At 71.2% G+C, this 23,637-nt stretch carries 23 protein-coding genes; 16 read left to right on the top strand and 7 right to left on the bottom strand.

Features of this window, described 5'->3' with window-relative positions:
- The first annotated feature begins 48 nt into the window (after window positions 1-48).
- The 4 genes from Q7L65_RS07605 to Q7L65_RS07620 all read left to right on the top strand — a co-directional run bounded on the left by Q7L65_RS07605 (window position 49) and on the right by Q7L65_RS07620 (window position 4,603).
- The gene (locus Q7L65_RS07605) at window positions 49-1,275 is read left to right on the top strand and encodes a site-specific integrase (RefSeq protein ID WP_304719994.1); all 1,227 of its coding nucleotides are present in this window, start codon (window positions 49-51) and stop codon (window positions 1,273-1,275) included.
- A gap of 88 nt (window positions 1,276-1,363) precedes the next feature.
- Window positions 1,364-2,611 (top strand): AAA family ATPase, encoded by a 1,248-nt coding sequence (locus Q7L65_RS07610; protein ID WP_304719998.1) that lies wholly within the window; start codon window positions 1,364-1,366, stop codon window positions 2,609-2,611.
- Entirely contained in the window at window positions 2,608-3,978 is a 1,371-nt protein-coding gene (locus Q7L65_RS07615) for a hypothetical protein (RefSeq protein ID WP_304719999.1), read from the top strand. Before Q7L65_RS07610 ends, Q7L65_RS07615 begins: the two co-directional genes overlap by 4 nt.
- A 328-nt stretch (window positions 3,979-4,306) precedes the next feature.
- Window positions 4,307-4,603 (top strand): DUF1778 domain-containing protein, encoded by a 297-nt coding sequence (locus Q7L65_RS07620; protein WP_304720000.1) that lies wholly within the window; start codon window positions 4,307-4,309, stop codon window positions 4,601-4,603.
- A 159-nt stretch (window positions 4,604-4,762) separates the two neighbouring features.
- Here Q7L65_RS07620 and Q7L65_RS07625 read toward each other — a convergent pair whose 3' ends face one another.
- The 3 genes from Q7L65_RS07625 to Q7L65_RS07635 all read right to left on the bottom strand — a co-directional run bounded on the left by Q7L65_RS07625 (window position 4,763) and on the right by Q7L65_RS07635 (window position 8,207).
- The gene (locus tag Q7L65_RS07625; RefSeq protein WP_304720003.1) at window positions 4,763-5,026 is read right to left on the bottom strand and encodes a hypothetical protein; all 264 of its coding nucleotides are present in this window, start codon (window positions 5,024-5,026) and stop codon (window positions 4,763-4,765) included.
- 207 nt (window positions 5,027-5,233) lie between these two features.
- Window positions 5,234-5,590, bottom strand: coding sequence for a hypothetical protein (locus Q7L65_RS07630; RefSeq protein ID WP_304720005.1), 357 nt, complete (start codon window positions 5,588-5,590; stop codon window positions 5,234-5,236).
- A 358-nt stretch (window positions 5,591-5,948) separates the two neighbouring features.
- Window positions 5,949-8,207, bottom strand: a complete 2,259-nt coding sequence (locus Q7L65_RS07635) for an MMPL family transporter (RefSeq protein WP_304720006.1) — start codon at window positions 8,205-8,207, stop codon at window positions 5,949-5,951.
- A 166-nt stretch (window positions 8,208-8,373) separates the two neighbouring features.
- Between Q7L65_RS07635 and Q7L65_RS07640 the strand changes: the two genes are divergently transcribed.
- Window positions 8,374-8,970 (top strand): flavodoxin domain-containing protein, encoded by a 597-nt coding sequence (locus Q7L65_RS07640; protein ID WP_304720008.1) that lies wholly within the window; start codon window positions 8,374-8,376, stop codon window positions 8,968-8,970.
- A gap of 48 nt (window positions 8,971-9,018) precedes the next feature.
- On the opposite strand, the gene mftR is transcribed toward Q7L65_RS07640, so the two are convergent.
- Complete coding sequence (gene mftR, locus Q7L65_RS07645; RefSeq protein ID WP_304720010.1) at window positions 9,019-9,600, bottom strand: mycofactocin system transcriptional regulator; 582 nt, start codon at window positions 9,598-9,600, stop codon at window positions 9,019-9,021.
- 139 nt (window positions 9,601-9,739) lie between these two features.
- Between mftR and mftA the strand changes: the two genes are divergently transcribed.
- From mftA to Q7L65_RS07685, 8 genes are all read left to right on the top strand, one after another.
- Window positions 9,740-9,856, top strand: coding sequence for a mycofactocin precursor MftA (gene mftA / locus Q7L65_RS07650; protein WP_370552531.1), 117 nt, complete (start codon window positions 9,740-9,742; stop codon window positions 9,854-9,856).
- Window positions 9,857-9,858: 2 nt separating this feature from the next.
- Window positions 9,859-10,167 (top strand): mycofactocin biosynthesis chaperone MftB, encoded by a 309-nt coding sequence (mftB, locus tag Q7L65_RS07655; protein WP_304720014.1) that lies wholly within the window; start codon window positions 9,859-9,861, stop codon window positions 10,165-10,167.
- Entirely contained in the window at window positions 10,164-11,423 is a 1,260-nt protein-coding gene (gene mftC / locus Q7L65_RS07660; RefSeq protein ID WP_304720017.1) for a mycofactocin radical SAM maturase, read from the top strand. Before mftB ends, mftC begins: the two co-directional genes overlap by 4 nt.
- The gene (gene mftD / locus Q7L65_RS07665; RefSeq protein WP_304720018.1) at window positions 11,420-12,619 is read left to right on the top strand and encodes a pre-mycofactocin synthase MftD; all 1,200 of its coding nucleotides are present in this window, start codon (window positions 11,420-11,422) and stop codon (window positions 12,617-12,619) included. The genes mftC and mftD overlap by 4 nt, the downstream gene beginning before the upstream one ends.
- Window positions 12,620-12,690: 71 nt before the next feature.
- Complete coding sequence (mftE, locus tag Q7L65_RS07670) at window positions 12,691-13,476, top strand: mycofactocin biosynthesis peptidyl-dipeptidase MftE (protein ID WP_304720022.1); 786 nt, start codon at window positions 12,691-12,693, stop codon at window positions 13,474-13,476.
- On the top strand, window positions 13,473-14,261 hold the full coding sequence (locus Q7L65_RS07675) for a mycofactocin-coupled SDR family oxidoreductase (RefSeq protein WP_304720023.1): 789 nt from the start codon (window positions 13,473-13,475) through the stop codon (window positions 14,259-14,261). The genes mftE and Q7L65_RS07675 overlap by 4 nt, the downstream gene beginning before the upstream one ends.
- A complete protein-coding gene (gene mftF, locus Q7L65_RS07680; protein ID WP_304720024.1) occupies window positions 14,258-15,739 on the top strand; it encodes a mycofactocin biosynthesis glycosyltransferase MftF in 1,482 nt (493 codons plus the stop codon). The genes Q7L65_RS07675 and mftF overlap by 4 nt, the downstream gene beginning before the upstream one ends.
- A gap of 70 nt (window positions 15,740-15,809) precedes the next feature.
- The gene (locus tag Q7L65_RS07685) at window positions 15,810-16,877 is read left to right on the top strand and encodes a helix-turn-helix transcriptional regulator (RefSeq protein WP_304720025.1); all 1,068 of its coding nucleotides are present in this window, start codon (window positions 15,810-15,812) and stop codon (window positions 16,875-16,877) included.
- On the opposite strand, the gene Q7L65_RS07690 is transcribed toward Q7L65_RS07685, so the two are convergent.
- On the bottom strand, window positions 16,843-19,155 hold the full coding sequence (locus Q7L65_RS07690; RefSeq protein ID WP_304720026.1) for a hypothetical protein: 2,313 nt from the start codon (window positions 19,153-19,155) through the stop codon (window positions 16,843-16,845). The two genes, Q7L65_RS07685 and Q7L65_RS07690, sit on opposite strands and share 35 nt — an antisense overlap.
- A 173-nt stretch (window positions 19,156-19,328) precedes the next feature.
- Here Q7L65_RS07690 and Q7L65_RS07695 point away from each other — a divergent pair, with 173 nt between their 5' ends.
- Both Q7L65_RS07695 and Q7L65_RS07700 read left to right on the top strand, forming a co-directional pair.
- The gene (locus Q7L65_RS07695; RefSeq protein WP_304720028.1) at window positions 19,329-20,234 is read left to right on the top strand and encodes a ParB/RepB/Spo0J family partition protein; all 906 of its coding nucleotides are present in this window, start codon (window positions 19,329-19,331) and stop codon (window positions 20,232-20,234) included.
- A 10-nt stretch (window positions 20,235-20,244) separates the two neighbouring features.
- Window positions 20,245-21,063: an alpha/beta fold hydrolase gene (locus tag Q7L65_RS07700; RefSeq protein WP_304720030.1), complete on the top strand. Its 819-nt coding sequence runs from the start codon at window positions 20,245-20,247 to the stop codon at window positions 21,061-21,063.
- A 32-nt stretch (window positions 21,064-21,095) separates the two neighbouring features.
- On the opposite strand, the gene Q7L65_RS07705 is transcribed toward Q7L65_RS07700, so the two are convergent.
- Together Q7L65_RS07705 and Q7L65_RS07710 are read right to left on the bottom strand one after the other, a co-directional pair.
- Complete coding sequence (locus Q7L65_RS07705; protein WP_304720031.1) at window positions 21,096-21,746, bottom strand: 3-oxoacid CoA-transferase subunit B; 651 nt, start codon at window positions 21,744-21,746, stop codon at window positions 21,096-21,098.
- Window positions 21,743-22,450 (bottom strand): CoA transferase subunit A, encoded by a 708-nt coding sequence (locus Q7L65_RS07710; protein WP_370552532.1) that lies wholly within the window; start codon window positions 22,448-22,450, stop codon window positions 21,743-21,745. Before Q7L65_RS07710 ends, Q7L65_RS07705 begins: the two co-directional genes overlap by 4 nt.
- A 112-nt stretch (window positions 22,451-22,562) precedes the next feature.
- Between Q7L65_RS07710 and Q7L65_RS07715 the strand changes: the two genes are divergently transcribed.
- On the top strand, window positions 22,563-23,456 hold the full coding sequence (locus Q7L65_RS07715) for a LysR family transcriptional regulator (RefSeq protein ID WP_304720034.1): 894 nt from the start codon (window positions 22,563-22,565) through the stop codon (window positions 23,454-23,456).
- The last annotated feature ends 181 nt before the right edge of the window (window positions 23,457-23,637 follow it).

A 23,637-nucleotide genomic window follows, 5' to 3' on the forward strand; every position in this document is an offset into this window, starting at 1 on the left:
GCGCGCGAGGACGCACGCCCCTGCGATCACGAGCCCGGAGAGGAACGGATGCCGCGCACCAGCCTGACCAACCCCGAGCGCACCGTCCGCTCCGTCAGACGAATCGCCGGCACCGGCAGCCTCTTCGTCCGCAGACTCGCCGACGGCACCGAAGCCTGGTACGGCTCCTGGTACACCGCCGGCCGCCGCGTCAAGCGCCACCTCGGCCCCAAACGCGGACGCGGCGAACGGACCGGCCTCACCGAGGCCCGAGCCGAAGTCGAGCTGCGCCGCCTCATCTTCGAGACCGAAGACGACCTCCCTGTGATGGGCGAGCCGCTCACGATCACCGAGCTGGGCGCCCGCTACATCAAGAACTCAGAGCGCCGAGGCCGCAAACGGGCGTCGCGCGAGAACATCGACTGCAACCTGCGCAACCACACCGTCCCTTTCTTCGGCGAGCGCCCCGTCCACCAATACCGCCCCGAGGATGTCCTCGACCTGATGAGCGTCCTCGAAGCCAAGGACCTCGCCCCGCGCACGATCCGCGGCGTCATCAGCACCATCTCCGCCCTCTTCAACTTCGCGATGACACCCCAACGCCGCTGGGTCAGAGCCAACCCCTGCCACGGCATCGAACTCCCAGCGATCCCCGAACCGGCAGAGATCCGCTACCTCACCCTCCCCGAGGTCGACCGCCTCCTCGCCCACACCCGCCCTGGCGACTGCCAAGAACTCGACCACGCGCTCTACATGACCGCCGTCATGACCGGCCTGCGCCTAGGCGAGCTGATCGCCCTGCGCTGGCGCGACGTCGACTGGAGAGCCAACCGCATCCGCGTCCGCCGCAACTACTCACGCGGCGAATTCGGCACCCCCAAGTCCCGCCGCTCCAGCCGCTCGGTCCCCATGATCGGCAGCCTCGCCGACGAGCTGAGAACCGTCTACGCCCGCACCCATCGCCGCGACCCCGACGACCTCGTCTTCGCCCACCCCGCCACCGGCGGCGTCCTCGCCAAATGCAGCGTCTACCGCCGCATGCAGCAAGCCCTCAAAGCCGCCGGCCTCGACACCAGACACCGCTTCCACGACCTCCGCCACACCTTCGGCACCCACATGGCCGCCACCGGCGTCCCCATGCGCACCCTCCAAGAATGGATGGGCCACCGCGACATCGCGACGACCCAGCGCTACGCCGCCTACGCGCCCAGCCCGCACGAAGAAGAGATGGTCGCGGCAGCGTTCGGGCGGGAGGCGCGTTCGACTGGCGAGGTGCCGTTGCGGTTGGTGGAATGAGCGCGCCCGAGCGACGGTGACAACGACCAGCGAGGCGCGCACTCGCCGAAGGAGCGCCTTGCGCCACTCGTTCCATTAGATTCGGAGCGTGGATGTTGAGGTAGGAGAGCCGAGCCGGGTCGGGCGTATCAGCGCTGTCTCCGAGGACGGCCTAAGACTGTGGATCGAACTGGTCGACGGATCGTCAGCCACCGTCGATAGTGATGGCGAGATCTTTGCTTTTTCTGTGGGCGATGTCGTTCTTCTCCGAGAAGATGACGACTACTTTGAGGCTGCGCCCGCGAGCGTCTGGCCGCACAGAGACGAGAACGGGCCTATAGCCCGGTGGGCAGGCGTAGTAAAGCTGCGACGAGAAGACGTTACGGTCGTAGATGGCGGTGGGCGCTGGCATCTGCTCCCCACGAACACTGAAGTCCAATACGAGGCCGGCAACACCGTCGAAGCAAGTACCGCGGATGGCGTCATCCGCGTACTCGATCCCAAACCGCTGCGCTGGGTCGAGCGTTCCGATCTTGACGACGACATCATCGATGAGTTCCTTCTGAAGCCGTCAGACACGCTCAGCTTCAACGACTTTGGCGGCCTTCCGGCGGTGGTGCAGCGGGCGCGCGAGCTGACCGAGCTTCCTTTGGAGCGCCATGACAAACTCACGAAGATCGGGGCCGATCCTATTAAGGGCGTGCTGTTCACAGGCCCGCCCGGAACGGGCAAGACGATGCTGGCTCGGATCATTGCTTCTGAGGCGAGAGCGACCTTCTACGCCATCAGCGGACCCACCATCTTCAGCAAATGGTATGGAGAGAGCGAGGAAATCTTGCGTCGGATCTTCACGCACGCGGCAGAGCATTCGCCAGCGATCATCTTCTTTGACGAGATTGATAGCGTCGCAGGACAACGCACCGAAGACGCCCACGAAGCGTCTAAGCGTGTGGTAGCGCAACTCCTTACTTTAATGGACGGAATGTCCGCCGCTCAACAGGTCACTATCATCGCAGCAACTAATCGACCTCAAGACATTGATGTCGCACTGCGTCGACCTGGGCGATTCGATTGGCAGATCGAGTTTCCACTTCCGACCGTGGACGACCGCGAAGCGATCCTGAGAGTAAAGGGCCGCGCATTGGCGACTCGTGACCCTCTTCCGTATGCCTGGGTCGCGGCGCAGACCGAAGGCTGGTCGGCGGCTGAACTTGCGGCAATCTGGAAGGAAGCGGCCTTGCTGTCGGCGGCCGACGACCGGGACGCGATCATGACCGAGGACTTTTTGGGCGGCCATGATCGGGTCACTTCCCAGCGCCGGCAGCTTGCGACGGATCAGCAACGAGGTGCGTCTTGAAGATCCAGGACTGGTTCCGTCGACGATCACGCGCCCACCGCCGCCGAAAGGCGGCGGCCGAGAACAGGCACGAACCGTTACGCGAGTTCGTCTACCTGGATGAAGTTAGTGTATTCAGTCTCTTGGCGTCACGCATTGGTGCGCTTGCCACCGACTTTACCGCAAGCGAATCTTCGTCCCTCGGCGGCGAAGTGAGAAGCAACGCCGGGATTGCCGTCCCCGGCGCCAAGGCCGGTGTCTCCTCCGCCGTGAGGACCGAACACGCTAACAGCACCCAAGTGATGCGGAAATCGACGGTGCAATCCACGTTCAAGGAACTCTACGGCTACGTCCGAGAATCGCTCGTTTTGAGTCCCTCCAAGGATCTTGACCGTCCGCCATCATTTCGCCAAGTCGATGATGTCTTGCGGGAGGTTGACCGCGGGTCTGACTGGGTGATCGATGCCGCAGACCTGAACCGCGGACGGCTTTTGGAAGTCGAGGTTCAACTCGAAGCCGACGAGCGCTTCCAAGTGAGCACCATTCTCTCGACAATGATGGCGCTCATAGAGAATATGCCTCAGCTCCCCGAAACACTCGACCCTGCCAGCTTTGTCGACGCAGTGACCGCCACGCGGCTCCTCGAACAGCTCTTGGCGGGACTGGTTCCCGTGCGAGGGAAAGCCATCGACTACTCCTATGTCTGTGTTGACGGTCGGGAACTCGTTTTGCACTCAGCGGTGCTGGATGAACATCCGCTTCTTGCTGAGCAAGCCCAGCCTCTGTATGTGGTCGGCGTGGCCGAGGAGGGACTCTTCTGGCGCGATATTCGTCGTGTGCTGTTCACTAGCGCTCAGTATCGGATGTTGTGCCGCCTGGGCCGCGACGGCATCCAAGACCACTGGACCCCAGTCAAGATCATGGACGTACTGAAAGATGTAGTTCCGGCGCTTGCCGACATCGTCGACCAGATTCCAACCTTGCTGGCAAGAATGGGCGGGCAAGAAGCCTCCGAAGACGAGCCAGCGCAAGCCATGCGGACGGCGCTTCAGCGGTATGCAAAGGATCTGACGACGATCTACGGCAGTCCTCTGAGCGCTGGCGACCTTGCCGAGCGCGGGTTACCAACGTTGGAGCAATGCGCCAGGTACGAAACGCTGGACGAGCGTCGAGCCGCATTCTCGTCTCTGACCGATGCTCTCACGGAAGATCTGCACTTCTCGCCTACGCCTGAAGTCCTCGCAGCGTGCCGGGCAACAGCGCAGTTGGAAGCGCACTTATTGGCTCCAGGCTCTACGACCACGCCCCAAGAACCTCCTACCCCAGTTCCCACGCCCCGCGAGTCCGGACGGTACCTCGATTGCGAGATCGTCGCCGTGTACTGGTAGGCCGGTCCGGGACGCTCGCCGGTGGTCGCCTCAGCTCGCTCAAAGGTGCCACCGCAGGTGCCACACCCCGCGCATCTCAGCGCATCCAGCATCACCCCATACCACCCATTTGCAGCGGAGACGCCTGAGCACCACCCCCTTTGCCGGATTCGAGTCTGGGACTCATGATCTGGGGGTGCGCTGAGGTGCTGGCGCGTGCTGCAGAGTGATCTGAGGTGATCTCAGGTCGCGGCCGGGAGGGGGCGCGGCGTCCTCTGTCGGGACCCGTCGCGGCGCAGCCGACGCGAAGAAGACCGTCCTATGATTTGCCGTACATTTGTACGGAACCTTGCTGGAGCGTGGCGACATGGCAGCAAAAGCAGAACGGGTGGAGGCCCGGCTCACACCGGTCCAGCGACGGCAGATCGAGCAGGCCGCCGCGCTCTCTGGCGAGTCCGTCTCCGGGTTCATGGTTCTCGCGGCGTTGGAGCGCGCCGAGTCCGTGGTCGTGGAGCGCGCGACGACCGTGGTCGCTGCTGACTACTTCGACGCACTGGTCGCCTCACTCGATCAACCGGACGAGGCGCCTCGCCTGGCGCGCGCCGCAAGAACAGCGAGACGCCGCAGACGCATCGCCGCCGCGTGAGCCGCCGACTCCAGCCGCCCCCACTCACCATCACCTCGACGCGTTCGCCTCGGGCAACCCGCCACTGGACAAGTGGCTGCGACGCCACGCCCACAGTGCCGCCCGCCACGGGACGCGCACCTACGTCCTGCTCGATGAGCAGACCGAAGCGGTCGACGGCTACTTCGCGATCGCGCCGCACCTCCTCGCACGCGACGAAGCGCCAAGGAGCATCGGCCGCGGCGCCCGGCACGCATCCCAGCGGTCCTCCTCGCCAAGCTCGCACTCGACCGACGGCTCCAAGGGAGAGGACTCGGCGCCGAGCTGCTGATCCACGCACTCACGACGATCATCAACGCCGCCAGCACCGCCGGCGGCCGCATCATCGTTGTCGACGCCATCGACGCGAACGCCGCCGGCTTCTACCGCGTCCACGACTTCCAAGCCGCGCCCAGCGAACCCCAACGGCTCGTCATGAAGCTCAGCACCGCCGTCCGCGTACTCGCCTTGCCCTGGCCCTAGAACCCCGCCCGCACGGTGCCACACCCCGCGCATCTCAGCGCTCGCAGCACCACCTCATGCCAATCCATTTGGAGCGGAAAGGCCCAGTATCGCCCCCTCTGACTCCGGTGCGAGAACGCGCGCCCCAGCTCACGCGTCCAACAACCGAAAGTTCAGCCGGTACAACCGCAGCGGTCTCGTCCCACCGAACGAGGTGCGCAGGTGGCATCTCCAGTACGACACCGAGGCGCCTCTGTGGGTGCAGGTCCAGGGGCGGGGGCCGCGGCTGTCGACGAAGGTCAGCCAGCTGCCGATGTTCTGACGAGCGTCGGGGCAGGCGAAGGTCTTCGTCAGACGGATCTGGTCGACGCCGCCGGCGCGGCCGCTGACGCTCTTGCACGACTTCAATCTCGGCGGCGGCGCCGCGGCGCTCGCGCTGCCAGCGGCGACGGTGAGCACGAGGGCGCTGAAGAGCGCGGTGAGCAGGATGGCGAGGCGCGTGGGCATGCAGGAGGGGTACCCGCGCGGGCGAGATGGGATGCCGATCGGAGGCCCGCCGCTTCAGGTTCCTGGCCGCAGAGCCGACGACGCTGGGGGTCTGCGCTGCGTGCGGGTCGGCTCGCGAATGCCGACGGCGTCCGGTCCGTCTCTATCGGAGGTCTGTCGTGTCGAAGGCGATCTTCGCGCTGATGACGGTCCGAACAGCGGCACGATCGTCCGCCTCGGACCGGACAGCTTCATCCTCCCGGAGATCGGGGTCTACCGCGTCGCGTTCAACGTCCCCGTCACCGAGGCAGGTCAGCTGATCCTCACGATCGACGGCGCCGACCTCGCCTACACCCTCACGGGCCGGCGCACCAAGCGCTCAGACAGCCCCGCCTCTCGACCCAGACGCCGCGGCGGCGGCAGGCTCGCCACCCCGCGGCACCCCCGCCCCCGCCGCCGCGCCCGCGCCCACCTCCTCCTCGACCGCCGATCCCTCCACGTTGAGGTGCGGCAGCAACCGCTCCAGCCACCCCGGCAGCCACCAGTTCGCGCGACCGATCAGCAGCATCAGTCCCGGCACCAGCACGCTGCGCACCACGAGCGCGTCGAGCAGCACAGCGCTCGCCAGGCCGACGCCGAACAGCTTGATGATCCGTTCGCCGCCGAGCACGAAGGCGGCGAAGACGAGCACCATGATCGCGGCCGCGGCGGTGATCGTCCGGCCGGTCGCGGCGAGGCCGTGGACGATCGCCTCGCGGTTGTCCTGGCGCCGGTGCCACTCCTCGTAGATGCGCGAGACGAGGAAGACCTCGTAGTCCATCGACAGCCCGAACAGGATCGCGAACACCATCACCGGCAGGAACGCCTCGATCGGCCCGGTGCGATCTATGCCGATCAGCTCCGCGCCCCAGCCCCACTGAAAGATCGCCGTGATGACGCCGAATCCGGCCGCCGCCGAGAGCAGGTTCATCAGCGACGCGATCGCCGGCACCACGATGCTGCGGAAGACCGCCATCAGCAGCAGGAACGACAGCAGCACGACGACGCCGATGAACAACGGCAGCTTGTCGGCGAGCACGTGCGAGAAGTCCTCGAAGATCGCCGTGTCGCCGCCGACCAGCACGTGCAGGTCGCTGCCCGCCGTCGTCTGCGGGATCGTCGTGTCGCGCAGATGGTCGACGAGGTCGGTCGTCGAGGCGTCCTGCGGCGAGCCGCTCGGGACGACCTGCGCGACCGCGACGCCGGGTCGTCCGTCGCGCCCCGGCAGCACGACCGGCTGGGTCGTGGCGACCACGTCGGGCGCTCTGCCCGCCGCGACCACCACGCGCCCGAACTCCTGCTCCGCGGCTCTGTCCGGAACCGCCGCGACGAGCTGCAGCGGACCGTTGAAGCCCGGTCCGAAGCCCTTCGCGAGCAAGTCGTAGGCCTGCCGCGTCGTCGTGTCCTTCGGGTCGCTGCCCTGGTCGGAGGAGCCCAGCCGGATCGACAGGAACGGGATCGCGATCACCAGCATCAGGACGGCGGCCGCGGTCGCGAACAGCGCCGGGCGGCTCTGCAGGCGCGCCGCCCAGCGTCCCCAGCCGGGCGACTCGTCGGTGACCGACAGCGACCCCGCCGCGGCGAGTCTGCGCCGCACTCTGCGACTCAGCACGCGCGGGCCGAGAAAGCCCAGCAACGCCGGCAGCAGCGTCAGCGCCGTGACGACCGTGAAGGCGACGACGATGCTGGCCGCGATCGCGACGCCGTAGAGGAAGCTGACGCCGAGCGCGAACATGCCGAGCAGCGCGATGCAGACGGTCACGCCCGCGAACAGGACGGCGCGCCCGGAGGTGTCGAGCGCCTCGACCGCCGCCTGCTCGGGCTCCAGGCCCCGCAGCAATCCCTGCCGGAATCGCGTGACGATGAAGAGCGCGTAGTCGACGCCGACGCCGAGTCCGATCAGCAGCGACAGCTCGGAGCTGAACGACGCCATCGTTATGACGTGCGACAGCAGCCCGATCGTCGCGATCCCCGTCCCGAGCGCGAAGCCGGCGGTCACGAGCGGCAGCGCCATCGCGAACAGCGAGCCGAAGACGATGAACAGCACGATCGCCGCCGCGAGGAAGCCGAACCCGGCCCCGCCGGCACCCGGCGGGTTGGCGGCCTCGATCGCCTGCCCGCCCAACTCGACCTGCAAGCCGTTGCCGTCGATCGCGCGCGCGGTGTCGATCACGCGGTCTATCGCGCTCGTCGGCAGGTCGTTCGCCTGCTCGTCGAACGTGACGGTCGCGTACGCGATCGTGCCGTCTCTGGAGATCTGCGCTCTGCCGGTCGGCGTCAGCGGCGACGTGACCCCGCCGACGTGCGGGAGCGTCGCGACCTCGTCGAGCATGCCTCTCACCCGCGCCGCGACGGCCGGGTCGGTGACGGTGCCCGTTCTGGTCGCTATGACGATCTGGTCGCTGTCACCCGCCGCTCTCGGCGCGGCCTGCTGCAGCAGTGCGAGCGCGTCGGCGCTGTCGGTGCCGCTGAGCTTGAACGAGTCCTTGTAGTCGCTGCCGGCCGCTCCGTGCACGAGCGAGATGCCGACGACGATCACCAGCCACACGCCGAGGACGATGCGCCGGTGCGTGAATGCCCAACGGGCGAGGTTTCGCATCGGGTGAGTCTTCCCACTTGTCGAACGTCCGCCCGCTTTCTGGACGTAAGGCGGCGCGCGGGGATCTACGGAGACGATCGCGTGCTGTGGGCGGATGGCGCGAGACCGCTGCGCGTGGAGGATCGATGCAGACCCGCATCCGCCGACCGACGCTGGAGACCACGCCATGGACGCCCCGATCACCGCCGCTCACGACGACGCCCGCAGCCCGGTCCTCGTCGCCTACGCGACCAAGCACGGCCACACGCGGCTGATCGCCGAGCGGGTCGGCGCGGTGCTGCGGGAGAGCGGGCTGGAGATCGACCTGTGCGATCTCGGCGCCCGCCACGCCGACGCTCGGCCCGCCGCCTACAGCGGCGTCGTCGTCGCGGCGTCGGTGCACGCCGGGCGCCACCAGGCGTCGGTCGAGCGCTGGGCGAAGTCGCACACGAACACGCTCGCCACGCGCCCGACGGCGTTCCTGTCGGTCTCGCTCACCGCCGCCGACGACACCGACGAGGCGCTCGCGACGACGAGCAGAATGATCGAGGACCTCCGCGAGAAGACCGGCTGGAACCCGACGCGCACGCTCGCCGTCGCCGGCGCGCTGCTCTACCGCGAGTACGACATCGCCACGCGCGTGCTGATGCGCCTGATCTCGCGCCAGCACGGCGCGCCGACCGACGTCAGCAGAGACTTCGACTTCACCGACTGGGCGGCGGTGGAGCAGTTCGCTCGGGAGTTCGCGGCGCTCGTCGCGGCGCCCGCGGCGCAGCCCGCCTGAACGGCGGCGCGGGCGGGCCGCTCGCCGGTCGTGCGCCGCGACGTCGCCCTACGTCCGAAACCCGTCCGCGAGCAGTGCGTACGCCCGCTTCAGCAGCTCGTCGAGGTCGCTGTCGGGATCTTCGACCCAGGCGCTGAACGCGGCCATCGAGGCGCCGAGCGCGGCGTGGCCGAGCGTCAACGGGACGAGGTCGCGGTGGTGCGTGCCGAGGCGTCTGGCAGCGTAGTCGGCGATCACGCGGCGCCAGGCGGCATAGCGCAGCATCGAGTGCGCCTGCAGCGACGGAACGGTCGTGATCATCGTCATGCGGATCCGCAGCTCCGGCTGCGCATCCGGCGGATAGCTGTTGGACGCGACGACCGCGCGGCCGATCGCGTCGATCAGCGGCAGCTCCGGATCGGCTTCGTCGAGCAGCCCGCGCAGGCGCTCGAGGACCCAGTCGAAATCGCCCCAGACGATGTCGTTCTTGGAGTCGAAGTAGCGGAACAGCGAACGCCGGTGCAGGCCGACGGCGGCGGCGATCTCGTCGACCGTCGTCTCCTCGAAGCCCCGCTCGGCGAACAGCTCCAGCGCCGCGCGGGTGACCTCGGCGGGCGTCGTTCTGCGCGGGCGGCCGCGAGCTGGTGTCACCTTCTCTTGCATATTTGTCACTCGGTGCTGTAAGTTCGCCGAACCGTAGTCAACCAGCTGTGGAGAGAATGGGATGATGATGGAACCGGTGACCGACGTCGCTGCCTCCGCGAACGCGCATGACGCTGCCGAGCAGACGCTGGGCCTCGACACCGCGACGGCGACCGCGCCCGGCGCGACCTCCGCCGACACGCTCGTCGCGGACGACCTGCTGGTCGAGGACGTCTCGATCGACGGCATGTGCGGCGTTTACTGACCATGACCGTGCCCAGCACGACGACCGCAACCGACGGGCTGGCGCGGGCGTGGCAGCTCGCGCCGCAGGTCTCGGTCCGGCCCGAGCCGTTCGGCGCGCTCGTGTACGACTTCGACACGCGGCGGCTGTCGTTCCTCAAGAGCACGCTGCTGCGCGACGTCGTGCAATCGCTGGACGCGCACGCCAGCGCGCTCGACGCCTGTCGCGCCGCGGGCGTCGCCGACGCCGAGCTGCCGCGCTACGCCGCGGCGCTCGACCGCCTCGCCGAGACGCACCTGATCGTCGAGCGGACCGCGCAGGTGACGGGATGAGCGCGCTCGCCCCCGCCGGCCCGGCCGAGCCCGCCGCTCGCGTGCCCGCCGTCGCCCCCGTCGCCACCCGCCTGATCGATCAGTTCGAGGCCGGCCTCGACGCGCCGATCTGCCTCACCTGGGAGCTGACGTACGCGTGCAATCTCGCGTGTGTGCACTGTCTCTCCAGCTCCGGCCGGCGCGATCCGCGCGAGTTGAGCACGGCGGAGTGCAAGGCCGTGATCGACGAGCTTCAGCGGATGCAGGTCTTCTACGTGAACATCGGCGGCGGCGAGCCGACGGTGCGCAGAGACTTCTGGGAGCTGTTGGAGTACGCCACGGCGCACAGAGTCGGCGTCAAGTTCTCCACCAACGGCAGCCGCATCACACCAGAGATCGCGCAGCGCCTCGCCGCCTCCGACTACGTCGACGTGCAGATCTCGCTCGACGGCGCGACCGCGGAGGTCAACGACCACGTCCGCGGGCCCGGCTCCTACGACACCGCGCTGAGAGCGATGCGCAACCTCGCCGACGCCGGCATGCGCGACTTCAAGCTGTCGGTCGTCTTCACGCGCGAGAACGCCGGCCAGCTCGACGCCTTCAAGGCGATCGCCGACACCTACGGTGCGCAGTTGCGGCTGACGCGGCTGCGGCCGTCCGGGCGCGGCGCCGACGTGTGGGACGAGCTGCACCCGACCGCCGAGCAGCAGCGCGCGCTGTACGAGTGGCTGCTGGCGCACGGCGAAGGCGTCCTGACGGGCGACTCGTTCTTCCACCTCGCCGCCTACGGCGAGGCGCTGCCGGGCCTGAACCTGTGCGGCGCGGGGCGCGTCGTCTGCCTGATCGATCCGATCGGCGACGTCTACGCCTGCCCGTTCGCGATCCACGACGCGTTCCTGGCCGGCAACGTCCGCTCGCCCGGCGGCTTCAGAACCGTCTGGCGCGAATCCGAGCTGTTCCAAGAGCTGCGCAGCCCGCAGACCGGCGGCGCGTGCGGCACGTGCACGTTCTACGACAGCTGCCGCGGCGGCTGCATGGCGGCGAAGTTCTTCACCGGCCTGCCGCTCGACGGACCCGACCCCGAGTGCGTGCTCGGGCACGGCGAGACGGCGCTCGCGGCGGTGCGCGCGGACGCCCCGCCGCTGCCGAAGCCGTCGCAGGACCACTCCCGCCGCGCACCGCGCGCACGCAGACGGCTGCCGGACAGAGCGTGCGACGAGGACCCGATCGCCGCGTTCCTCGCCGGTGCGCGCGATCGCTCGAGAGGAAGTCGATGAGAACAGGTTGGTTCGAGACCGTCGCCGAGGCCCAGCGGCGCTCGCGAAAGCTGCTGCCCAGCTCCGTCTACTCCGCGCTGCTGGCCGGCTCGGAGCGGGGCAGAACGCTGGAGGAGAACGTCGCCTCGTTCGCCGAACTCGGCTTCGCGCCGCACATCGCCGACCTCTCGGCAGTGCGCGACCAGACCGTCACGGTGATGGGGCAGACGCTCTCGCTGCCGGTGATCGTCTCGCCGACCGGCGTGCAGGCGGTCCACCCCGACGGCGAGGTCGCGGTCGCACGCGCGGCCGCCGCGCGCGGGACCGCGATGGGGCTCAGCTCGTTCGCCAGCAAGCCGATCGAGGAGGTCGCTGCGGCGGGCGCACCGGTCTTCTTCCAGCTCTACTGGTGCGGCTCGCGCGAGCAGATGGTGCGGCGGCTGGAACGCGCGAAGGCCGCGGGCGCGGCCGCCGTGATCGTGACGCTCGACTGGACCTTCGCGCACGCGCGCGACTGGGGCAGCCCGACGATCCCCGACAGACTCGACCTCAAGACGATGGCGCGGATGGCACCACAGGTGCTCGTGCGGCCCCGCTGGCTCGCGAGCTGGGCGCGCACCGGCGGCCCGCCGGACCTCGGCGTCCCCAACATGGCCGAGCCGGGCGCGGCCGTGCCGACCTTCTTCGGCGCCTACGGCGAATGGATGCAGACCCCGCCACCGTCGTGGGAGGACCTGCGCTGGCTGCGCGAACAGTGGGACGGTCCGCTGATGCTGAAGGGCATCATCCGCGTCGACGACGCCAAGCGCGCCGCCGAGATCGGCGCCAGCGCGATCTCCGTCTCCAACCACGGCGGCAACAACCTCGACGGCACGCCCGCGACGATCCGCGCGCTGCCGGCGATCGTCGCGGCGGTCGGCGACGACCTGGAGATCGTGCTCGACGGCGGCATCCGCCGCGGCAGCGACGTCGTCAAGGCGCTGGCGCTCGGCGCGCGCGCCGTCATGATCGGCCGCGCATACCTGTGGGGACTCGCCGCGGGCGGGCAGTCGGGCGTCGAGAACGTGCTCGACATCATGCGCAGCGGGATCGACTCCGCCCTGCTCGGGCTCGGCCACGCGTCGGTCGGCGAGCTGAGTCCGGCGGACCTCGTGATCCCCGACGGATTCGAGCGGGTGCTCGGGGCCGAGCCGGCGCCGGCGCCCGAGGCCGTATGAGCGAGCGGTCTCGGCGGCACGAGGGCAGGTTCGATGTCGTCAAACAGGATCAAACCTGCCCTCATCACGGTGTGAGCGAGCTGACGTGGCCCGACCTCGCCGAGCGCGACGACGCGCTGCTCGTGGTGCCCGTCGGGGCGACCGAGCAGCACGGGCCGCACCTGCCGCTGACGACCGACACGGAGATCGCGGTCGCGCTGGCGCAGCGGCTGGCGGAGACGGCGCGCCGCGGCGCAAGCGGCGTCGTCGTCGCGCCCGCCGTCGCGTACGGATCCAGCGGCGAGCACCAGGACTTCCCCGGCACGCTCTCGATCGGCGGCGAGGCGCTGCGGCTGCTGCTGATCGAGCTGCTGCGCTCGGCGACGCGGACGTTCTCGTGCGTGCTGCTGCTGAACGCGCACGGCGGCAACGTGCCGACGCTCGCGGGCGTGATCGAGCATCAGCGCGACGAGGGTCGCGACGTGCGCGTCTGGCACGCGAACCTGCACGGCGACGCGCACGCGGGCCGCGCGGAGACCTCGGCGATGCTGGCGCTCGCGCCGGAGCGGGTGCGCCTGGATCAGGCCGCCGCCGGCGCGACCGCGCCGCTGGGCGAGCTGATCGGGCACCTGCGCCGCGAGGGCGTCCGCGCGGTCGCCCCCAACGGCGTGCTCGGCGATCCCGCGGGAGCGAGCGCGCAGGAAGGGCAGGCGCTGCTGGACGGAGCGCTCGACGAGCTGCTCGGGGCGGTGCGGGAGTGGTGGCCGGGCGTCGCGGGAGCGGGCGCCATGAGGATCGATGCGGAACCTGCGACGCCGGTCGTGGCGGGGGCGCCGAGCGCAGCGGACGCGCCGGTCGTGGCGGAGGCGCCGGCATGACCCCCGTCGCGCTCGTGACCGGCGCCGGCCGCGGGATCGGGGCGGCGACCGTGCGGCGGCTTGTCGCGGACGGGTGGTCGGTTGTCGCGGTCGATCGCTGCGCGGACGATCCCGCGTTGCCGTATGCGCTGGCGACACGCGCGGAGTTGGATGCGGTCGCGGCGGGGTCCGGGGCTCCGCAGCGGGTCGCGACGGTCGTCGCGGACGTGCGTGAGGGGGAGGGGCTGGCGCGGGCGGTCGACGTCGCGGTCGAGCGCTTCGGCGGGCTCGACGCGGCGCTCGCGGTCGCGGGCGTGATCGGCGGCGGGGTGCCGCTCTGGAAGATGCCCGCGGCGCAGGTTCAGGCGATGATCCAGATCAACCTGATGGGCGCGATCGAACTCGCGCGCGAGGCGATTCCCGCGCTGCTCGCCCAGCCGACGCCGCGCCGCGGCCGGTTCGTCGCGGTCGCGTCCGCGGCAGCGACGGAGGGCATGCCGGGCCTCGCCGCCTACAGCGCCGCGAAGGCGGGGGTCACGGGCCTGATCCGCGGGCTGGCGGCCGATCTGCGCGGCACCGGCGTGACCGCCAACGCCGTCAGCCCCGGCTCGACCGCGACCCCGATCCTCGACGAGAGCGCTCGCCTCTACGACCTCCTCGACGCGGCCGCGTTCGCCCCCCAGCACACGCTCGAGCGGTTGCTGCAGCCGGAGGAGATCGCCAACGTCCTCGCCTGGCTCTGCGGCCCCGACGCGACTGCGCTGACGGGCGCGACGGTCGCGGCCGACGGCGGACTGTCGCTGTGACCAGCCCGCCGCTCCCCACCGGCTTCGGCATCCGCCTCGACCGCCGCGCGCGCGTGATCGAGCAAGGACGCGCGCTGCTCGGCGGCACACCGACCCGAATGCTGCGACTGACACCCGCGGGCGCCGACGTGGTCGCCCGCTGGCAGGGCGGCGAACTGCCGGACGGCGCTGCCGCACGGGCCCTCGCGCGGCGATTGGTCGACGCCGGCATCGCGCACCCGCGGCCGCCCGCGACCTGCGGTTCGCCGTCGGTCACGGACGTGAACCCCATAGCGGGCGCGCCCGCGTCCCACCGCGGTCTGAACTCGCCATCCGCCACGGTCACCGTCGTCGTCCCCGTCCGCGACCGCGCCGTCGAACTGGACCGTTGCCTCGCCGCATTGGCCGCCGACAGGCTGCGCGTGCTCGTCATCGACGACGGATCACACGACGAGGCCGGGATCGCGCGCGTCGCGCGGAAGCACGGCGCGGAGATCGTGCGCACCGAGCAGTCGCAGGGCGCAGCGGCGGCGCGCAACCGCGGGCTGGAGCGCTGTGCGACCGAGCACGTCGCGTTCGTCGACTCCGACTGCATCCCGGCGCCGGGCTGGCTCGACCGGCTCGCCGCGCACCTGCTCGATCCCGACGTCGCGGTCGCCGCGCCGCGGATCGTCGCCGCCGACACGACCACCACGACCTGGATCGGGCGCTTCGAAGCCGAGCGCTCACCGCTCGACATGGGTCCCGACGCGAGCGCAGTGGCACCGCTCAGCCGGCTTCCATTCGTGCCGAGCGCCGCGCTCGTCGTGCGCAGAGCGGCAGCCGGCGCCGGCTTCGACGAGACGATGCCGATCGGCGAGGACATCGACCTCGTCTGGCGCATCGTCGCCGCCGGCTGGACGGTCCGCTACGACCCGTCCGTCACCGTCGCCCACCACCACCGCGACACGCTCGTGCCGTGGCTGCGACGCCGCTTCGTCTACGCGACCTCCACCAGCGCGCTCGCGCGCCGCCACCCCGGCGCGCTTCCGGTCGCGCTGCTGACGCCGTGGGCAGCCGCCACGTTCGCGCTGCTGGCCGCGCGCCGCCCGCTCGCCGCGCTCGTGGTTGTGACCGCGGTCGCCGACTCGCTGCGGCGCCGCTCGATCCCGCCCGCCGACTCCGCGCGCCTCGTCGCGACCGGCCTCGGCTGGTCCGCCTGGTCGCTGTCGGTCGCGGCGACGCGCAGCTGGCTGCCGCTCGCGCTGCTGGCGAGCGCGCGCTCCCGCCGTGCCCGCCGCGCGCTGCTGCTCGCCTCGGTGCTGCCGCGCGCCGTCGAGGCCGGCCGCAACGTGCGCGAGCTCCCGCTCCCGCTCACGCTCGGCCTCAATGCGCTCGACGACGCCGCCTACGCGGCCGGCCTGTGGTGGGGCTGCGCCCGCAACCGCACCGCCGAGCCGCTGCTGCCGCGCATCATGTGGTCACGGCCGCGAGCGCCTCAGGGGAGCTGTCGCCGCTGACGGGCTCAATAGTGGGTACGTGGACAGAAATCCGTCCCGTCGACCCGCGCGCGCCGCTTACGCTTGCGCGATGGTCGTCTCGCAACGGGATCTGCACGCAGTGCTCGCCTTCGTCGGCGAGGTCAACGACGCCGACGACCTCGCCGAGTTCCGCCAGGTCGTCGTGCCCGGCCTGCGACGACTGGTGCGCTCCGACCTGGCCGCCTACAACGAGATCGTCGCGGGCGGCGTGCCCGTCGCGACGATCACGGACCCTGTCGCGACGCCGGAGGCGTATGCGGCGTGGGCGCGGTACGCCGGGCAGAACCCGCTCTACCAGCGCCTGCTGCGAACGCGCGACGGCCGCGCGTACCGGCTCTCGGACGTGATCGAGCGGCGCGAGTTCGAGGCGCTGGAGCTGTACCGCGAGGTCTTCTCGCCGCTGGGCGTCGACCATCAGGTCGCGTTCGCGCTGCCGGCGCCGCGCCATCTGGTCGTCGGTCTCGCGCTCTCGCGCGGCGGGCCCGACTACTCGCAGCGCGACCGCGACGTGCTCGACCTGCTGCGCCCGCACCTCGTGCAGGCCTACCGCAACGCCGAACTGCGCGAGCGCAGCCGCAGCGTGGTCGACGCGCTGCGCCACGGCCTCGACGACACGGCGGAGGCGATCGTCGTGCTCAACGCCGCGGGCGAGGTCGCGTTCGCGACCAATGCCGGCCGGGCGTTGCTGGAGCGGGCGGCGGACGACCAGACCATCGCCGCGCGCCTCGCCGCGTGGCAGGCCGGCCCGCTCGGCGGCGCGCCGTTGACGCTCGCGCCGGGGCTCGTCGCGCGCGTCGTGCAGTCGGGGCCGGGGACCGGGACGGTGCTGTTCTTCGACGACCTGCGCCGCTCGCTGTCACGTCAGCGACTGCTGGAGATCGGCCTGACCGAGCGCGAGGCGGAGGTGCTGCAGCAGTTCGCAGCCGGCAGCAGCTCGACGGTGACGGCGGCGGCACTCGCGATCAGGCCGCGAACGGTCGACAAGCACAGCCAGAACATCGCCCGCAAGCTCGGCGCCCGCAGCCGCGCCCAAGCGGTCGCGACCGCCGTCGCAGCGACGACGGTCGCGGAGCAGCACCGGGCTATCTCGCCACCGTCACCCGAATCGCGCTCGTGACGGGCCTCGCCGGCTTCGACGGCGTGTAGACGAGCGTCAGCGTCTGTCTGCCGCGCGGCAGTCTCAGCCGCAGCGTCGCCGCGCCTCGGCGGACTCTCGCGGGCCCGGCGACCGTTCTTCTGCCGCGCCGCACGGTCACGCTCCCGCCGGTCGCGTTCGCGCCGCCGCGTCTGAGCCGGACCGTCAGCGTGAACGCTCTGCCGGCACGCGGTGCACTCGCGCTCCACGCCAGCTTCAGGCCGCCGACGGTGGCGCTGCCGCTGGTGCCTCTGCCGGCTCTCCCGGCCGCGCCGGCTCTGGCGCCGCCCGCGCCCGCTCTGGCGCCTCCGCCGCTCCCCGCGCCGCCGCTCCCACCGCCGCCCGCCGCGCCGCCACCCCCAGCGCCACCGCCGCCCCCACCGGCCCCGCCACCCGCCGTCAGCACCAGCTCCCGCTCTCCCGAGCGGCCGCCGATCACGAGCGCGTCGCCGTCGTAGACCGCGACGATCCGGTGCGCGCCGACGCCGAGCGTGCTCGGCAGCGCGATCGTCGCGCGCCCGCCGACGAGCGTCGCGCTGGCCAGCTCGACCCCGCCGGCGCTCGCGTCGAGCAGGTGCACCGCGCCGCTCGCCACCGCGCCGGGCGCCGTCACCGTGACCGCGCCGACGACCCCCGCGCCGCCGGCGACGCCGCTCGCGGGCAGGTCGAGCGCGACCGCCGGGACCGCCCGCGCGGTCACGCAGGCGGAGCGGTCCGAGCGCACGCCGCCGAGCGTCGAGTAGCCGAACACCGCCTCGCCGACGACCGGCCCGCCGAGCGGCACGATCGAGGCGTCGCCGGCACCCGCCGCGTCCGTCGTCACGTCGCGCATGCCGAGCAGATGCGCCTCCCCGTCGGAGGCGCCGCAACTGGCGGCCGCGTACCAGCTGACGCTGTACGTCGTTCTGACCTGATCCTCGACGCGCCCGCTGAGCGCCGGCGCGGCGAGCGCCTGCGCCGCGAGCGGGATCGGCGGTCTCGGTCTGCCGCCGCTGGGATCGTCTCTTCTGGTCGGCGGCGGCGCGTCTCTGGAGACCGTCACGGTGACGTTCGGCGCGGTCCCGTATATGTAGTCGCCTCTGAGGTTGCGAGCCTCGACTCTGGAGCCGAACGTGTCGGTTCCATAGCTTCTGCCGGTGATCGTCGCGGTCGCTCTCGCCGACTCGCCCGGCATCAGCACCACCGACCAGGGCGCGTCCTCGTTCGTGACCGCCGTCGCGGAACCGGTGCGCGCGAGCACGGTCAGGTACCACCCGACGCTCGTCAGCGGCGCCTGTCCGCCGACCGCTCTCGCCGTGATCGTCGCGGTGCGCGCCTCGCCCAGCCCGAGCAGGCTGCCGCCGGTGTCGATCGAGACGTCGAGCGACGGCACCGGCAGCGGCGAGACGGTCAGGTCGAGGTCGCTGTCGGCGACGGAGACGTTCGCGGCGGTGAAGCGCTGACCGACGGTCGTCGCCGGGCCGGCTTCGCCGCGCGGGTAGAGGCCGGGGTAGATCGTCCAGCCGCCGCTGCCCGACGGCAGCGGGAATCTCCACGCCGGCGACGTGCTCGTCGAGCCGCCGGTGCCGGAGACCTTCACGCACTCCAGGTTCGCCGGCACGACGCCGCCCTGGATCGAGTTCGCGTCGAGGCAGGCGCCGTACGCCGGTCTCGTGCCGTTCTTGAACGCGTACGCCGTCAGCGGCGTGTAGTTGTTGTTGCCCGGCGAGGTGATCGTGACCCAGCGCCACCGCGGGCGCGCGTAGATCAGGTAGCCGGCCTTCTGCTGCACGAACGAGCCGCGCTGCAGCGCGGCGACGAGCGGCTGCCAGTAGTCGCCGTAGTCGCCGATCGCGGATGTCGTGTATCTGAACTCGCAGACTCTCTGGTTGGCGCCGCAGCCGGTCTGGATCGCGACCGGGCTGGGGCCGCCGCCGATCGGCGGCTGGATCTTCCACGCGATCGACCAGTAGACGCAGATCTGGAACGGATCGCCGACGCACGACGGGTTGACCGGCGTGTCGAACGAGATCTCCGGCACCTGACCCGAGTCGAGTCTGACGGTCGCACCCTGCGCGACGACCTGCCCGCTGCCGGTGGTGGCCGTTCCGTAGATCGGGTCGCAGCCGGCGACGTAGTACATGCAGTCGGGGGCCGGCGGGACGTCGGCGTGCGCGGCGCGCGGCGCGAACGCGAGCAGCAGCAGCGCCGTCGCGAGCGCCGCCAGCAGCCCGCAGGCGGCGACGCGCGCGGGTGCGCGGTGAGGCCTGGAGGAGATCATCGATCCGGATGCTGGCGCGTCGCTGGGGAGCGGTCAACGGCCCGTGCGCGTGGCCTACGCGGTACCGCGTAGGCCATCGGTCCGCTGCAGCCTCCGAACGGCTGCCACACGAAAAGCTGCACCCGATTGGAGGTTTTCTACATCGGCAGGCGAATTGGCAAACGGACACGAGAATGATGCGCAATTCATTCAACCCCCCGGCCCCGCTCGCGATGAGTCGCGGACTGGCGGCGATCTTCGCCGCCGCCGGCAGCACCGGCGACGACGCCGAGCTGCGCAGGGTCCCGGTCGAGCTGGTGCGCCCGAACCGGCGGCAGCCGCGGCACACGATCGACGCCGCCGAGTTGGAGCGGCTGGCCGCGACCGTGCGCGCGCACGGCGTCCTGCAGCCGGTGCTGGTGCGCCCGGCGCACGAGGGAACCTACGAGCTGGTCGCCGGCGAGCGCCGTTGGCGGGCGGCGCAGCTGGCCGGCCTGGCGACGATCCCGGCGATCGTCCGCGCGCACGACGATGCCGCCGCGCTCGAGGTCGCGCTGGTCGAGAACGTCGCGCGGGCGCAGCTGAGCCCGATCGAGGACGCGCGCGCCTGCGCCGCGCTGGTGGAGGAGCTGGGCTTGACGCAGGAGGAGGTCGGCCTGCGCACGGGCCGCAGCCGCCAGACGATCGCGAACCTGCTGCGGCTGCTGGATCTGCCCGCCGAGGCGCTCGAAGCGATCGAGCGCCGCCAGCTGAGCGCCGGCCACGGCCGCGCGCTGCTGATGGCGCCGACGCGCGAGGCGCGCATCCGGCTCGCCGCCCACGCGGTCCGCAACGCCGTCTCGGTGCGCGAGCTGGAGCGCCGCGCACGCGCGGCGGCGGTGCGGGCGGCCGCGGCGTCGGACACGGGTTTGGGGCCGGCCGCGGCGACCGTGCCGGACCCGAGCGCGGACAGCGAGACGCGCGCGATCGCCGACGAGCTGAGCGAGCTGCTGGGCGCGACCGTAACGATCCGCCGCCGCGGCGGCGCGCTGCGCGCGGAGCTGGCGCTCGACTCACTCGACGATGCGAGGGCGTTGGCCGAGCGGATGCGCGCCCGATAGCCTCGCGCCCATGAACGAGCCCGAGGCGACCCACGCGATCATGCTCGACGGGCGCCGCTACGGGTGGCGCGCCGTCGGCGACGGACCTCCGCTGCTGCTGCTCAACGGCTACGCCGGCAGCGCGCGTGACTGGGACCCGGTCTTCCTCGGCACGCTCGCCCGCTCGTTCCGCGTGATCTGCCCCGACCATCGCGGCATCGGCGCCTCGCAGCTGGGCACGGGCGAGGCGATCACGATCGAGGCGCTCGCGGCCGACGTGATCGCGCTGCTCGACGCGCTGGAGATCGAGCGCGCGCCGCTCGTCGGCTGGTCGATGGGCAGCTTCATCGCGCAGCGCGTCGTCACGCTCGCCCCCACGCGCGTCAGCGCGCTCGCGCTGCTCAGCAGCGACCCGGGCGGCCCCGGCGCGGTCCTTTCCGACGACGCCGTCTGGGCCGGGCTGACCGACTACTCCGACAGCCCGCGGGCACAGGCCTCGCGCGTGATCGCGCTGCTGTTCCCGGCGACGCTGGCGGCCGCGATCGACGCACAGGTCGGCGACCTCGTCGCGGCCGCGAAGGGCGAGCTGAACCCCGCGGCGCTCGCCGCACAGGAGACGGCGATCCTCGCATGGCACGCCGCCGACCAGCCCCCGCCGCCGTCCGGTTCCCCGCCGGTGCTGATCGCCCACGGCGACGAGGACGTGATCATCCCGGCGGCCAACGCGGAACTGCTCGCCGCGCACTGGCCGGGCGCCCGCGTCGAGCACTTCCCCGGCGCCGGCCACGCCTTCATGGCGCAGGAGCCGGAGCGCCTGGGCGCGCTGATCACGGGGTTCGTGAACGGCTGAGCGGCGGCGAGCTGGATCGCGCGGCGGCCGCGCTACCCCAGCGCCACCCGGAACGGCGCCTCGGTCGCGGCGCGAACCGCCTCGACCGTCACGCCCGGGGACGTCTCGACGAGCACCATCTCGCCGTCGGCGAAGTCGAACACGGCGAGGTCGGTGATCAGCCGGTCGACGCACGCGCGGCCGGTCAGCGGCAGCGTGCACTGCGCCTTCACCTTCGACTCGCCGGCCTTGTTGACGTGGTCCATGATCACGATCGTGCGCTTTGCGCCGGCGACCAGGTCCATCGCGCCGCCCATCCCCTTCACCATCTTGCCGGGGATCGTCCAGTTCGCGAGGTCGCCGGCGGCGGAGACCTCCATCCCGCCGAGGACCGCGAGGTCGACATGGCCGCCGCGGATCATCGCGAACGACTCCGCGCTGTCGAAGTAGGAGGCGCCGGAGACGGCGGTGACGGTCTCCTTGCCGGCGTTGATCAGGTCCGGGTCGACGGCGTCGGCGGCCGGGTAGGGCCCGATCCCGAGCAGCCCGTTCTCGGACTGCAGCAGCACGTCGCGTCTGCCGGAGGAGGCGCCGGCCAGCAGCGTCGGCAGGCCGATCCCGAGGTTGACGACGGTGCCGTCCTCGATCTCCTGCGCCGCGCGCTGGATGATCCGCTCGCGCGGGGTCAGGCTCGTCGCGCTCATGCCGTCGCCTCCGCGAGCGTCAGCCGCTCGATCCGCTTCTCTTCGCCGGTCGCCTGGAAGATCCGCTGCACGAACACCCCGGGCGTGTGGATCGCGTCGCCGTCGAGTTCGCCGACCTCGACCAGCTCCTCCACCTCCGCGATCGTGACGCGGCCGGCCATCGCGGCCAGCGGATTGAAGTTGCGCGCCGTCTTGCGGTAGACGAGGTTGCCGAGGCGGTCGCCCTTCCAGGCGCGCACGATCGCCACGTCTGCGACGATCGCGCGCTCCATCAGGTACGTCGTGCCGTCGAACTCGCGCGTCTCCTTGCCGTCGGCGACCGGGGTCCCGACGCCCGCCGGCGTGAAGAACGCGGGGATCCCGGCGCCGCCCGCGCGCAGCCGCTCGGCGAGCGTGCCCTGCGGCACCAGCTCGACCTCCAGCTCGCCCGACAGCAGCTGCCGCTCGAAGACCTTGTTCTCGCCGACGTAGGACGAGACCATCTTGCGGATCTGGCGGTTCTCCAAGAGGATCCCCAGGCCGAAGTCGTCGACGCCGCAGTTGTTGCTGACGACCGTCAGGTCGCCCACGCCCAGCTCGCGCAGCGCCGCGATCGCCTCCTGCGGGATCCCGCACAGCCCGAATCCGCCGACCGCGAGCGTCGCGCCGTCGGCGACGTCCCTCACCGCCTCCTGCGCCGATGCCGCCACCTTCGGCGCACGCATCTCTGCACTCACGACCGATCTCCTCCGTCGAACACCTCTGCACCGGACAGCATCTGCCTGCTCGATTCAGAAGTCCAATACGAAGTTCGTCTGAGACTCATAAGATCTCATGATGGAACTCCGCCAGCTGCGCTACCTCGTCGCGCTCGCCGACGAGGGTCACTTCACACGCGCGGCGGCGCGCGAGCGCGTCGCGCAGCCAGCGCTGTCGCAGCAGATCCGCAAGCTCGAGGACGAGCTCGGCGTCGCGCTGTTCGACCGCACGACACGGCGTGTCGCGCCGACGGAGGCCGGCACGCTGCTGATCGCGCGCGCGCGGCGGATCCTCGCGGAGGTGGACGACGCCGGCGCCGAGCTGCGGCAGCTGACCGGGCTGGTCGCCGGCCGCGTCACGATCGGCCTCACGCAGACGCCGGGCCCGTTCGACCTGCCGCGCCTGCTGGCGGCCTTCCACGCCGACTTCCCGCTCGTCGAACTGGCGGTGCGCGAGGACCTCAGCACCGTGCTGGCCGAGCAACTGCGCGCGGACACGCTCGACCTCGCGTTCGTCTCGCTCGCGCAGCAGGAGCAGAGCCGCGGGCTCGTCCTGCACCCGCTCGCGCGCGAGCCGCTGGTCGTCGTGCTGCCGTCCGCCCACCGCCTCGCGCACCGCCGCCAGCTGACGATCGGCGAGCTGCGCGAGGAAGAGTTCGTCGGCTTCTCCGAGGGCGCTACGATCCGCGACGCCGTCCGCCGCAGCGCGCTCGCGGCCGGCTTCGAGCCGCGGATCGCGTTCGAGACGCGCGAGGTCGCGCGGGCGCGTGCCTTCGTCGCCGAGGGGCTCGGCGTCGCGGTTCTGCCACGCTCGGACGCGACCGCGCCCGGGCCGCCCGTCCGGATCGCCGCGCTGCGCGAGCCGTCGTTGGTTCACGGCATCTCGCTCGCCTGGCGGGAGGGCAAGCGCCACTCCCCCGCGGCGCGTGCATTGCACGAACAGGCCCAAAGGCGAGCGCGGTTGCGCCACTGAGGTCAATCTTCACTTCAGCGACGCGCCTTTGCGGCGCACAACCCGTGAAAACAAACGCCTCTTGGCCAAATCGTGACATGGAGAAGTCAGCCGGATGTATTGCATGAGCGGGCTCCAAACTGAGACGATCATCGCTCGTCCCCAAGCTCCGGCCTCCCGGCCCGGAGCCCATCCGCGTTGC

The sequence above is a fragment of the Conexibacter sp. CPCC 206217 genome (genome assembly GCF_030646165.1).
Taxonomy (GTDB): domain Bacteria; phylum Actinomycetota; class Thermoleophilia; order Solirubrobacterales; family Solirubrobacteraceae; genus Conexibacter.